The organism is Colwellia sp. KU-HH00111 (assembly GCF_040362745.1).
Taxonomy (GTDB): domain Bacteria; phylum Pseudomonadota; class Gammaproteobacteria; order Enterobacterales; family Alteromonadaceae; genus Colwellia.
Map to the genome: position 1 here is coordinate 528419 of NZ_BAABWO010000002.1, position 13505 is coordinate 541923.

Consider the following 13505-nt stretch of genomic DNA (forward strand, 5'->3'; position numbering starts at 1 on the left):
TTAATTTTGCCGAGCAAGCGGATATTACCTTGCTTTTCCCATTAGATAAAATGGCAGGAAAGCAAACTAATCGAGTATCAGGGCAGTATTCAATAATGACTGCACTGCAAATAATGCTTAAAGATACCGGCTTGAAAACTGAAATTAGTGAAAGTGGGCAGTTATCTATTTTAATAGATCCAAGTTTTGAGAGAGAAAACGACATGGCTAATTATAAAAAGAATAAAGTTTCAAGCGCAGTACTTGCGGTACTAACTTCCGTTGCAGCCTTACCTGCAGAGGCAGAGCCTCAAACAAAAGAAACAGAGATTATTGAGGTTAGAGGAATCAGAGGCGCGTTAGGTCGTGCCATGGATGCAAAAAGAGAGGCAGGAGGTGTTGTTGATTCTATTTCTGCGGAAGATATTGGTAAATTTCCAGACACTAATTTAGCGGAATCACTACAACGCATTACTGGTGTGTCAATTGATCGCTCAGGTGGTGAAGGGCAATTAATTACAGTGCGAGGCTTTGGTCCTGAGTTTAACACGGTGTTGGTAAATGGTCGCCAAATGGCCTCAGAAAATCAAAGTCGGGCTTTTAGTTTTGATACTATCGCCTCAGAGCTCGTGAAAAGTTTAGATGTTCATAAAACTTCTACCGCAACCATGCAGTCAGGCGGTATTGGTTCAACCGTCAATGTTACTACCGCTCGTCCTTTTGCTATTAGCGGTTTTAAATTGGCAGGCAGTGTCAAAGGCGTTTACGATGAAAACAGTGCAGAAACCACGCCACAGGTGTCAGCGTTGGTCAGTAACACTTTTAATGATGACAACTTAGGGCTGTTATTTGCAATATCGCACCAAGAGCGTGAAACTCGTTTAAATCAAGCTCAAATGGATGGTTGGTTAGAAAACGTTGGTGTGCCTAATCCGCAAACTGAAAGTGGGCAACCTTATACGGGCAATATATTCTCTCCACGTAACTATGATCATAAAGTCACCACCGAACAACGTACCCGTACTAATGTTAATTTAGTTATTCAATACGCACCGGCTGATAACCTTATTGTTACTGCTGACGCCTTGTATTCAGATTTTGATGTAGAAAGTAATACCAACTCATATGGACACTGGTTTACGGCGCCCAATATTGAAGGTTTTGGTAATGATGCTGGTGCTACTGTTGATGCCAACGGCACAGTTATCGATTTGTATCAAGAAGTTGGTTTAGCGACTGATATGCATGCTAAAAAGTTTGATCGATTAACAGGCTCAAGCGCTTTAGGCTTAAATTTTGATTGGGACGTAAATGACAATTTAAATATGCAATTTGATATCAGCCATTCAAGTGCCGAACGTGAAGCAAATAATGGTCGAGGTGACCAATTATCCTTGATTGGCTACGCTAACCGAGTGCGTTTTCAAGTAGATAATAATATTTTACCTTACGCTAGTGAGTTTGCTGGCGCAGATGCGGGTATATATAGTGGACAACAAGAAATTGATGGTGTGGCTTATGATCCTGCAATTACACCGAACGGGGTTGCTGATCTTTTGGATCCCGCCAATAGCCGTGCACATGTGATGTTACGCCGTGGTTGGGCTGTTGAAGATACCGTTGATCAATTGCGCTGGAACAGCACCTGGCTTGATGATGCTGATAGTGGATTATCGGCAGTTAAATTTGGTGCCATGTATTCATCTGAAACTAAAAGTTTAGATCGTTGGGATAATGAAGGGGTTGGTATTCATTGTGCCTTTTGTGGTTACCCAGACTCGCCAAACATGGATGCTTTTTCACAATATGTATTTGACGCGGGTGGTGATTTTTTAGCCAATGTTAGTGGCGGTGGGCGTATGCCAACTTCATGGCTAGCACATGATGGCGAAGCCAATTTTGCTTTCTTAGAAGCTTTCTCGGCAGCTAATGGTAATGACATCAGTTTTGATGCGGTAAAACGCAATAAATCATTTGAAATCACTGAAGAGACTATTTCGTTATATGTAGAATTTGACTTTGAAACTGAATTATCAGGTATGCCCCTTTCAGCAACGGCAGGCTTTCGTTATGAAGCAACTGACGTCGATGTCGATGGCACTGATGAGCCTGTGAGGCAGCTTGATATTCTTGATAAAACGGAAATGTTACCCATGTATGGTGCAGCCCAGTCAATTTCCAAAACGTCTAGTTATGAAGCGTTATTACCTAACCTAAGTGTGAAGTTAGAAATTAATGATGATTTGATTGCTCGTTTTGCAGCCTCACAAACAATAACGCGGCCAACATTAGATAGCTTGTCACCGGTAACGGTTATAGGCACCACACGTCAAGGAGGCAATTTAACCTCTAGCTCTGGTAATCCTGCGTTAGAACCGTTCACGTCAGATAATGTCGATTTATCGCTAGAATGGTATTACGCTGAGGCGAGTTATTTATCTGCTGGTTATTTTAGAAAAAATGTTGCTAATTTTATTATTAATGCCACACAAGATCTTACCTTTGAATTAGCTGATGGCAGCTTGTTAACCGATCCATCTACCGGTACTGATGTTGATAATTCTGATGGTGCTGATAGCACGGCTGTATTTACTAATACGTTTCCTAACAACAGTGAGTCTGCGATTGTTGATGGTTGGGAGATTGCGCTCCAACATACCTTTGATAGCGGTTTTGGTTTAATGGCTAACGCAACTTTGGTTGATAGTGATGCGCCGCTTGATGCAGCTGATATTACCCAAGTATTTGCAGTAACAGGGTTAAGTGACTCTTATAACCTTGTTGGATTTTATGAAAATGGGCCACTGCAATTTCGTTTAGCTTATAACTGGCGTGATAGCTTTGTGCAGTCATTAACACAGTCAAATGGTGATGGTGTTACTATTGTTGAAGCGTATGCGCAAGTAGATGCTAGTGGTAGTTATGATATTAATGACAATATCTCTATTTTCTTTGAAGGGATTAACTTGACTGAAGAATATGTGCATAAGCGTGGTCGCTTTGCGAACCAACTCCTGTTAGTTGAAGATAGTGGCCGCCGTTTTGCCTTTGGTATTCGTGGTTCATTCTAAGCGCGAACTATAAAGCTGAAAGCGTCTTCTGAACTTCAGTAGACGCTTTTTTCATATCACATCATAAGGTCAAGCTGTTATGAATGAATCTGCAGAAAACAAAAAGAATAATGAAACCTTAGTAAAAACCGTCGTTGTTGTCGGTGGTGGTATTGCCGGCTGGCTTACTGCAGGGCGCCTAGCGGCAAAACACAAAGCTAATACCGAAAAGGGACTGAAGGTTATACTCGTAGAGTCGCCAACCATACCCGCTATTGGTGTAGGGGAGGGAACGTGGCCAACTATGCGTAGTACCTTGATAGCGTTAGGTATTAGTGAAACTGATTTTATTAGAGAATGCGATGCTAGTTTCAAGCAAGGGGCTAAGTTTGCCAAGTGGGTAGATGGTAATGAAGGCGACTTTTACTATCACCCCTTGGTATTGCCACAAGGTTATGGGCAAGCAGAAGTAGCAGCGCACTGGCTAGCTAGGCAAGGCCAAGAAGGGGTGGGCTCTTTCTCTCATGAAGTCTGTTTTCAAGAAGCGATTTGTGAACAAGGTTTAGCGCCAAAAACGATTAGAACAGCAGAATTTTCTGATGTAGCGAATTATGCCTACCACTTGGATTCTGGAAAATTTGCCGTGTTTTTACAAAAACATTGCACTAATAAACTAGGTGTCACTCATATCTTAGATGATGTTACTGCCATTAATACTGCTGAAAATAATGATATAGCTTCAGTATCAACAAATAATAACAAGGATATTTGTGGCGACTTATTTGTTGATTGCACGGGTTTTTCTTCCTTACTTTTAGGTAAGCATTATCAAGTACCTTTTAAAAGCTGTAGTGATGTATTGTTTATTGATACGGCTTTAGCTGTTCAGGTACCTTATGATAATGAGGATTCACCGATTGCTTCGCATACTATTTCAACAGGACAAGAAGCGGGATGGATTTGGGATATAGGTTTACAGCATCGTCGAGGTGTTGGTTATGTTTATTCAAGTAAATATTCAACAGAAGAACAAGCCAGAGCAGTTTTAGCTGACTATGTTGGTGATAACATTTCCTCATTACCAATCAGAAAAATCCCGATAGTTAGTGGATATCGAGAAACGTTTTGGAAAAACAATTGTGTTGCTGTAGGGCTGTCGGCAGGGTTTTTAGAGCCTTTAGAAGCCTCCGCGTTAGTTATGGTAGAGCTGGCGGCACAAATGATATCTGAACAATTACCACAGTCGCGCGGTATTATGAATGTAGTGGCGAAACGTTTTAATGAAACCACTCACTATCGCTGGCAAAGAATTATCGATTTTCTTAAATTACATTATGTTTTGAGCAAGCGAAATGAGCCTTTTTGGGTTGATAATCGAGCAAAAGAAACGATTCCTGAAAGTCTTCAAGATTTGATGGACTTGTGGGAGTATCGCTCACCTGCGGATTGCGATTTCACTAGCAATAATGAAGTGTTCCCTGCAGCCAGTTATCAATATGTGCTGTATGGCATGGGTTTTAAAAGCGACTATAGTCATGCTCCCTATATTTTAGATGATATTGATTTTGCTGATTATCAGTTTTCAAAAAATAAAAAGCTAATTGATACCGCAGTTTCTACTTTGCCAACAAATCGAGAATTGCTTAATAAAATTAAAACGTTTGGTTTTAGTACTATTTAAGTGTGGGTAATTTTATAAACAGCGATAAAAGAGAAATATAAATGGCAAATCTAGTTGCAGTAGATAATAAAAATCACCGAACGTTACAGATAGATATCCGTAAATTGGCTTTACATGGGGCAAAGCTAAATATGATCCCTGTAGTTCTGTCAGAGTTTTCAAGTGCAGCCACACAATACCCGCTCGCCATTACTAAAGATGGTGAAACCGGTGAGTTCGTCTGTATCGCTTTATTAGGCTTTGAAACGGGAGAAAATTTATTTTGGAGCAATGGCGAGTGGCAAGGTCTTTATTTACCTTTACATATTAGGCGTCAACCTTTCTTTGTTGGCAATCCTATTACACATCATAAAGTACAGTCAGACAATATTGATCACATCGTTTGTGTTGATAGTGAAAGTCCTGCGATTACGTCTGAAGGGGGCATGAACTTGTTTGATGAACGCGGACTAGATTCGGATTACTTTCAACAAACTAAAGCCTGTCTAGCAGAATTACTTAGCGGCGAAGCAGAAAGCAAACGTTTAATTGAAAACTTACAAGCTATGGATTTATTGCAATCGCTATCATTAAAAATCACCTTTAAAAATCAAACATCAACGCGGTTAAATGGTTTATATACGGTAAACAAAGAGGCGTTAGCTAAGTTAGTTGATGAGCAGATATTACAACTTCATAAATTAGGCTTATTGGCCGCAATACAGATTTTGAGTAACTCATTGGGGCAAGTACAGACTTTGATTGACTTAAAAAATAATCGGCTTGAGCATTGATAACGAGTGCTATTGAGGGTGTCCATGAGTAATGTTGCGTTAAATCAGACTAGCATAACTAAAGTTAGCATCGGGCAAGAAAATACGCCTGTACTAATCATTGATAACTTTGCAAAAGACTATCAGACGCTTATCGAAGAAGCAGGAGATGGCTCATTATTTAGTTCGGATGTTAAAAACTATTACCCCGGAAAGCGAAAACAGACGAAAGCCAGCTATGCCGAGCAGCTTTGTTCACAATACTTCCCACTATTTAAATCATTTTTTGGCTTTGAGAATGCTCAATATGCTACGGCTGTATTATCGGCTTTTGCTATTTCTGATCAAGCGCCCGAGCAGTTAAGGCCGATGCAAATGGTGCCACACTTTGATACAACACAGAGTAACCAGTTAGCAGTGGTACATTACTTATGTGAACCAGAGCATGGTGGTACCGCTTTTTATCGACACCGTGCTAGTGCATTCGAAACTATTACTGCAGCGCGTTTACTTGGCTATGGAACTCAGTTGAAAAAAGAAGCTATGGAGAATCAGTTACATTTAAACCCCTGCTATATTCAAGGTAGCAATAATATGTTCGAGCAAATATATTCGGTAAATGCGAGTATGAATAGAGCCGTTATTTACCCAAGTAACTTGTTGCACTCGGGTAACATAAACCCATTAGTAGGATTATCATCAGACCCTAAAAAAGGCAGGTTAACCATTGGTAGTTTCATTGTTTTTGAATGATTAACTCAATCATTCAGGCAATCACTCACAGTCTTCTGACTGTTATTAAAGCGATATTGCTGCAATAGCTTATTGTTGCAATATATACGCAGCAGCGCCTAGTAAACCCGGTTGCGCTTCTGTAATAACGTAAGTAGGTGTTTGCTGAGTAATATGTGATAAACGCCCTTTACTTTCAAAGCGTTCTCTAAATTTACTTTCTTTAAGAAAATCAATAAAACGCGGTACGATACCGCCAGCAATATATACACCGCCCTGGCTGTTCATAATTAGGGCTAAATTGCCCGCAAAACTGCCGAGTACTTGACAAAAAATGAGCATGCTTTGACGACACATAATACACGTACCTTCAACACCTCGTTTACTTATTTCTTGAGCCGATAAACGAGCCTCTTCATCATCATCGTCAATATTAACCAAGGCTTGATAGATTTGCTCTAAACCATAGCCTGAAAGCAATTGTTCATATGAAACGCGGTTTTTTATAGTGTTTAAATACCGCAATACTGCAATTTCCATTTCGCCGACAGGGGCAAAATCGACATGACCTCCTTCGCCGCTAACACAATGCCATTGATTATTTCCGGCGACTGAAATCGGGACTAAATTGGCAACACCCAACCCTGTGCCTGGCCCGCACACTGAAATAGGTTTATTGGTAACGGTTTGGCCACCGCCAATTTTTACTTTTTGACTGTCATTTAATAGCGGAATAGCCATGGCAATAGCGGTATAGTCATTGATCATAGTTAAGCTATTTAGCTTTAGCGTTTCAACGAGTGCTTTTTGTGAAAACTGCCAAGGTAAGTTGGTCATCGAAATAATATCGTTGTCTGTTGGGCAGGCTATGGCTAAACAAGCATTGATAACATTATCATGCAGCTGCTTTTTCTCTATATAAAGCGAGATTACATCGGCTAAACTAGCAAATTCAGCACAGCGGTAGGTTTCAATTTCTTTATATTTTGCAGCGCATGACTGTTCAGCTTGCGCTATACGAATATTAGTGCCGCCAATATCGGCAATTAAGTTAATGGTTTTTTTTGTGGTTGTGTTCATTATTTAGACTCACTTAATTGCGATATTTTTTACTGTACGTTTAGGGTTAAATCTTGGTGTTGCCAAACAAAATTAACGGTTAACGTTCGTGTTGTTTTATCCCAGCTAAGATCGTTTATCACTTTGTTATTGAGCATTACCTTTGCCGGGCTATTTTGCCAGTTATGAATGACCAAGGTCATTTGCCTACTTTTGGGCATACCAACATAGTGATGAGCATTCCTAGAAAGATGAATCGCTAACTGACCACTTTGCTGATTGGCTTTAAAAGATAATAACTCAAATAAATCTTGGGTGTTAGCTTGAAACATTTCACCATCATCTTCATACATTTCACCAACACTGTGGTTAACTGATTTATCGTGATAGTAGTGAAGTGTTAGCTTAGTGTTGTCATAATCTTTAGTTGATTGAATAGCGTCTATCATAGGAATAAATGAACCTGCGCGAACCAGTACCGGCAGGGTTTCTAAGCTTGTTGCAATATCAACCGTATGATTGCCTAGATGTCTATCACCGTTAAAATAATCAAACCAAACGCCTTTTGGTAAAGGCACTGAAACTGATTTTACGTTTGCATCAACCACCGGAGTGACTAAAAAGGCATCACCCCAAAGGTAACTGGTAGCATTATCCATTAAGTTGATTGTTGCCTCATTTTTACTTGTTGGCAGTGATGCTTGCTCAAAGAACAATGGGCGCATAAGCGGCATGCCTGTCGTACTGTTTTGATAAGCTAGGGTGTAGTTATAGGGTAATAACTGGTATCTAAGCTTAATAAAGTTACGTAAAATAGCTTGAGTTTCCTTGTCGTGAAAGACGACTTCAGGAGCTATATTATCTTGTGCGTGTGGACGGTAAATTGGTTGGAAAACGCCATATTGTAACCAGCGGATATACATTTCTTTATTGAATGTTTCACCCCCAGCAAAGCCCCCTAAATCCGAATGAGTGTATGCCATGCCAAGCAAGCCCATTTGTAAACTCAACTCAACTTGCGGTTTGAGCCCGCCCCAGGAGCGATTGACATCTCCCGTCCACGGGATCATACCGTAACGCTGTGAGCCAGCAAACCCTGAGCGCATAAGAATGAAAGGGCGTTTATTTGGTGTTAACGTTAATTGGTTTTCGTAAACCATTTTTGCCCATTGATGACCGTAAACATTATGAATAGCATCGCCATTAACTACGCTGCCATCAGCTAAAGTATGCAAGGTATCGCTAGGATGAACTTCTGGCTCGCCTAAATCGCCCCACCAGCCGGCGACACCTTGTTGATGTAAACCTTGATAAATAGCGTTAAACCAATCTTTGCCATCATCATTAAAAACATCAATTAAGCCGGTATTACCAAAGTAAAAATCAAAACGTTTTGGTTTGCCATCACCACCTTTTGCTAAGGCTTGGCTCTTTGTAGCATCAGCCCATTTGGTTGAGCTGGTTAACACAAAAGGCTCTGTGATCAATACAGTTTTTACCCCTTGTTTATTAAGATCTGAGATCATACTTTTTGGGGTTGGAAATGTTGCTTTATCCCAATCTAAATTACCCATGTGGCCTTTTATGTCTTTACCAAACCAATATAGATCAAGGATTAGTGCGTCTAACGGAAAATCTAATTCGATAAATTTGTTCACGGTTTTACGAACTTCTTGTTCGCTGCGATAACCGAAACGAGAAGCGTAATTACCAAGCGCCCAGCGCGGTGGCATGGGTTGTTTGCCAGTCACCTCAACATAATTTTTGATTAATTCAGGGTAGGTTTCACCAGCAAAAACAAGGTAAGCCATGCGCCCTGAAACAGCTTCAAATTGCAGGATGTTTTGTTCAGATTTACCTAAATCCATCCATCCTTTAGCTGAGTTATCGAATAAGACGATGTACTTATTACTTGATAATACCGCAGGTATACTGAAATTCATTTGTGTTGAGCGAGTTTCGTAACCATAATGCGCTCGGTTATATAATGGCATGCGCTGGCCGCGTCTATCCATCCCTAGTACTCGTTCACCACCGCCTAATAGCTTTTCATGTTCGGTTAATGAAAAACGAAAGCCTTGCACTGGGTGTTGCTGATCATTCTCTTGCGCGGTTCCGGTAAAATAACCGCGCTCTTGTGCTAACAACAGCTGTTTCTGGTTATCTTTTAAAGTGTAAAAAGCAATGTTAAAAGGATGTTTAGTGATTATTGCACTTAACTTGTCACTAGAAAAAGTTAAGGAGTGTTTGGTGTTTTCTAGGGCTAAAGCGTGTTTTTTTGCCGCTTCTTTAATCGCAAATGAAGGTAAATTAGCTGCATTTTTCGCTAAAATGTCGGTGGATATATTAGCCGCTGTTGTTGCACGGCTTGGCGCATAGTGAACTTCAATCGCTTGTGGCCCATAAGCACTTAAAGTTACCTGTCCTTGCGTGGTGCTAACCACTAGAGCATTATCAATGAGTTGATGGCTAACATAATTATTTGTTGGCGTGTTTTCTGCGTTTGCACAAACAAAGGCTTGGCCAAAAAATAATGTAATCCAGAGAGATGTTCTCAGTAAGGCAAACAAGGTCAAAAAGCGCAAAGGAGATCCTTAAATAATATGTGTTTTACTACCGATAATAACCTCGCACGGATTATACTGCCTTTTGAATACGTATGCAGTGCCATGTTAAATGCATGTTTAGGATCTTCTTAATGAAAAACGCACCAGAGAAAGAGTTGAGCTGATATACACATTGATGCAGTTGTAATTACTTAATGGTAATCCATAAGAATAGATGATCACGATTTGCTCAGGTGGCTGGGAGTATTGGGTTTAAGTGTCTTGCAATCACAGAGGGTCCATATAGGTTAAAGTGTTTTATTCAAAACAGATTTCAATAAATGCTCTGCCTGAGTCAGACTTAAAAGGAATAATAATGACATGACCTTTACTTTTATGTTTATGATCAATGGTATGGTTTTTACCTGACACTACGATCGGGGTCGCCATATCAAAATCATAGCCCTTTTTACCTAGCTCTTTTTTTGCTCCTCCCGTTACCATATTAGTTATTTCACCCACCATGTCAGTAACGTCTTCATTTATTTCTTTGGTTTTTTCGCCGAGCATACGTTGCATAATCCTCAGCGCTAATGATTTTTCAAAAGTGATTGAGAGTGAGCCTTTCGTTTGTGGACCAACCATACCAATAAGTCCTGAGACATCTCCCATCGAAATATCATTCTTTTTTAATCTAGGGCTTTCGGCAATTAATTCTGTATGTCCCATCATACCAACAACATTCAACAGTGCATTTAAAAACGGGTTAATAAACTCTACATTCATTGTTTAAGCCTTTTTAGTGATTCAGATTGGAGCGGAATTATCTTGCTGCAGTATCGAAGTTATTTCCTTCACTCATAAACTATAGTACAAAAATTAAAAAATAGTTTTTCACTAGCAAATGAGTGCAAAATATTATGACTATTGAAAATATGTTTGATAACAATCAGGTTCGGTGATGCTGCTTGTTTGGGTAAATTAAACCGTCAAAAATAAGTAGCCACTATATGTTGTGGCGATGAATCGCCTTTTACATACGTATGCATGAGTTTTTTCATCGTTTTCATCTTTGCATACGTATGTAGTCCATTGCCCTAATTTCTCAGTTAGTCATAATCGAAACATAGGTTTTTTATTATCTGAATTATTGAGAGTTAGAACGACATATGTTTACCAAAGCTAAAACCACAGTTAACAAGACAACTGCGAGCAGCTCAACTATTGATGCCGCTGAATTAACCTCGCGTATTGAATATCACCTGCAGTTTACCTTAGGTGACATTGCAGATGAAAAAGAAACCAAGTCGGCATACTGGCAAGCAACCTCTTTAGCGTTGCAAGATATTATTGTAAATAAGTTGAAAGCGACGAAGGCGCGTCAGTTTTCATCCGATGCTAAAAGTGTTAATTACTTATCTCTTGAGTATCTTATGGGACGCTTATTGTCGAATAATTTACACAATATTAATTTATATGAAATAACCGATAAAGCACTGAAAGGCTTAGGCTTCGAGCTGGCTGATTTATGCGAGCAAGGACCTGATCTTGCGTTAGGTAATGGCGGTTTAGGACGTTTAGCTGCTTGCTTTTTAGACTCTCTTGCTACCCTTGATTACAATGCTATGGGGTACGGCATTCATTATCAGCATGGCTTATTTAAACAAGCTTTTGCTGATGGTCATCAAATTGAAACACCTGATATGTGGCGTGAGTTCGGTAATCCATGGGAAGTTTGTCGCCCAGAGTCAGCACAAGCCATTAAACTTTATGGTGAAGTTGAGCAAGTGGTTCAGGCGAATGGCAGTGTTAAATCCATTTGGCATGCAGGTAATGCCTTTAGAGGTGTGCCTTGGGATATTCCAATTGTTGGCTATCAAAGCGACACAGTGAACACCTTACGTTTATGGGAATGTCGAGCCGATAACGCTTTCGATTGGGATAAATTTAACGATGGCGACTATTTACATGCCCTAGAAGACCAAGTTCAGGCTGAAAGTGTCTCGAAAGTATTATACCCCAATGATGAACATGATGCGGGCAAAGAGTTGCGTTTTATTCAGCAGTACTTCTTTTGTGCCTGTTCAGTAAAAGACATTATTGCCCGTTTTGAAGCCAAGCATGGCAAGTTGAATTTAGCTAAAAACATAGTGTTACTTGCTGACAAAGTAGCGATTCAATTAAATGATACCCATCCTACCCTTGCTATTTTAGAATTTATGCGGGTATTGCTAGATGAATATGAGATGACGTGGAACGAGGCTTGGAACTTAGCAGGTAAAGTTTTTGCCTATACCAACCACACCTTATTACCAGAAGCATTAGAAAAATGGTCTGTTGCTTTATTTGATAAAGTCTTACCTCGTCATTTAACGATTTTATATGCAATTAATGAAGCTTTTTTAAATAATGACGTTGCAGCTAAATGGCCAAATGATGAAGCGATGCGCGCACGCTTGTCACTGATTGAAGAAGGCGAGCAACGCACCGTAAGAATGGCGCACCTATGCGTAGTTACCGCTCATAAAGTTAATGGTGTTGCTCAAGTTCACTCTGACTTAGTGAAAAGTGATTTATTTCCAGAATTTAATGCCTTATGGCCAAATAAACTAACCAATGTCACTAATGGAATTACGCCGCGTCGTTGGTTAAAAGCTTGTAATCCGCTGCTTTCAAAGTTGTTATCCAAAACTATCAAAGAAGACTGGGCTAAAGATTTAAATAGCTTAAAGCAGCTGTCTGCGTTGGCTGATGATAATAATTTTCAACAGCAGTTTATGGATATTAAATTGCAAAATAAAATTTTGCTCACCAAAGAAATTAAAGCGTTAACCGGAATCACAGTCAGTCCAGAAGCTATTTTTGATGTGCAAATAAAACGGTTACACGAATACAAACGTCAACATTTGAATTTGCTTCACATTTTGGCTTTATATCGTCGCTTACTGGAGAACCCTGAGCTAGATATGCACCCGCGCGTCTTTATTTTTGGCGCAAAAGCTGCTCCAGGCTATAAATTAGCGAAAGCAATCATCTATGCCACCAATAAAATTGCCGAGAAAATCAATAACGATCCTCGTATCAATGACAAATTAAAAGTGGTGTTTTTACCTAATTACCGTGTCAGTTTAGCTGAAAAAATCATTCCAGCTGCTGATGTTTCAGAGCAAATATCTACCGCAGGCAAAGAAGCATCAGGTACGGGTAATATGAAACTGGCCCTCAATGGCGCGGTAACTATTGGCACTTTAGATGGCGCGAATATTGAAATTGCTGAAGAAGTAGGCAGTGACAATATCTTCATTTTTGGGTTAACCGTTGATGAAGTGAAGGCCTTGGATAATAAAGGTTACAACTCGCAGCATTATTATGAAACTAACAGTGAAATTAAAGCATGTTTAGATTGGCTCGACACGGATTATTTTACTCCGGGTCATGAGGGCGAATTGTCCACGCTAAAACATAGTTTTCTTGATGGAGGTGACCCATACAAGGTGCTTGCAGATTTTCAATCATACTCTGATGCGCACTTTGCATTAGGTAAGGCATATCAAAATAAAGCGCAATGGGCACGTATGGCCATTTTAAATACTGCGATGATGGGTAAGTTCAACTCTGATCGTTCTATTGAAGATTATGTAGACAATATTTGGCACTTAACTAAGTCGTAAACAGTAACCAATAGTCGAACATGATAACCATGGAC

The 13505-nt window shown here is 39.8% G+C and carries 8 protein-coding genes; 5 read left to right on the plus strand and 3 right to left on the minus strand.

What is annotated here, in order from left to right:
* Positions 1–203: 203 nt before the first annotated feature.
* From ABXG98_RS06650 to ABXG98_RS06665, 4 genes are all read left to right on the plus strand, one after another.
* Positions 204–3050: a TonB-dependent receptor gene (locus ABXG98_RS06650; RefSeq protein ID WP_353538002.1), complete on the plus strand. Its 2847-nt coding sequence runs from the start codon at positions 204–206 to the stop codon at positions 3048–3050.
* 79 nt (positions 3051–3129) lie between these two features.
* Positions 3130–4710 carry a tryptophan halogenase family protein gene (locus ABXG98_RS06655; RefSeq protein WP_353537911.1) on the plus strand — a complete coding sequence of 527 codons (1581 nt, stop codon included), beginning with the start codon at positions 3130–3132 and terminating at the stop codon, positions 4708–4710.
* Between the two features lie 41 nt (positions 4711–4751).
* Positions 4752–5483, plus strand: a complete 732-nt coding sequence (locus ABXG98_RS06660; RefSeq protein WP_353537912.1) for a SapC family protein — start codon at positions 4752–4754, stop codon at positions 5481–5483.
* A 24-nt stretch (positions 5484–5507) separates the two neighbouring features.
* Positions 5508–6215, plus strand: a complete 708-nt coding sequence (locus ABXG98_RS06665; RefSeq protein WP_353537913.1) for a DUF6445 family protein — start codon at positions 5508–5510, stop codon at positions 6213–6215.
* A gap of 69 nt (positions 6216–6284) precedes the next feature.
* Here the strand turns inward: ABXG98_RS06665 and ABXG98_RS06670 are convergent, their stop codons facing one another.
* The 3 genes from ABXG98_RS06670 to ABXG98_RS06680 all read right to left on the minus strand — a co-directional run bounded on the left by ABXG98_RS06670 (position 6285) and on the right by ABXG98_RS06680 (position 10585).
* A complete protein-coding gene (locus ABXG98_RS06670) occupies positions 6285–7274 on the minus strand; it encodes a glucokinase (protein WP_353537914.1) in 990 nt (329 codons plus the stop codon).
* Between the two features lie 29 nt (positions 7275–7303).
* Positions 7304–9838: a glycoside hydrolase family 31 protein gene (locus ABXG98_RS06675; protein WP_353537915.1), complete on the minus strand. Its 2535-nt coding sequence runs from the start codon at positions 9836–9838 to the stop codon at positions 7304–7306.
* Between the two features lie 279 nt (positions 9839–10117).
* Complete coding sequence (locus tag ABXG98_RS06680; protein WP_353537916.1) at positions 10118–10585, minus strand: chemotaxis protein CheX; 468 nt, start codon at positions 10583–10585, stop codon at positions 10118–10120.
* 383 nt (positions 10586–10968) lie between these two features.
* Between ABXG98_RS06680 and ABXG98_RS06685 the strand changes: the two genes are divergently transcribed.
* Positions 10969–13470: a glycogen/starch/alpha-glucan phosphorylase gene (locus tag ABXG98_RS06685; protein ID WP_353537917.1), complete on the plus strand. Its 2502-nt coding sequence runs from the start codon at positions 10969–10971 to the stop codon at positions 13468–13470.
* The last annotated feature ends 35 nt before the right edge of the window (positions 13471–13505 follow it).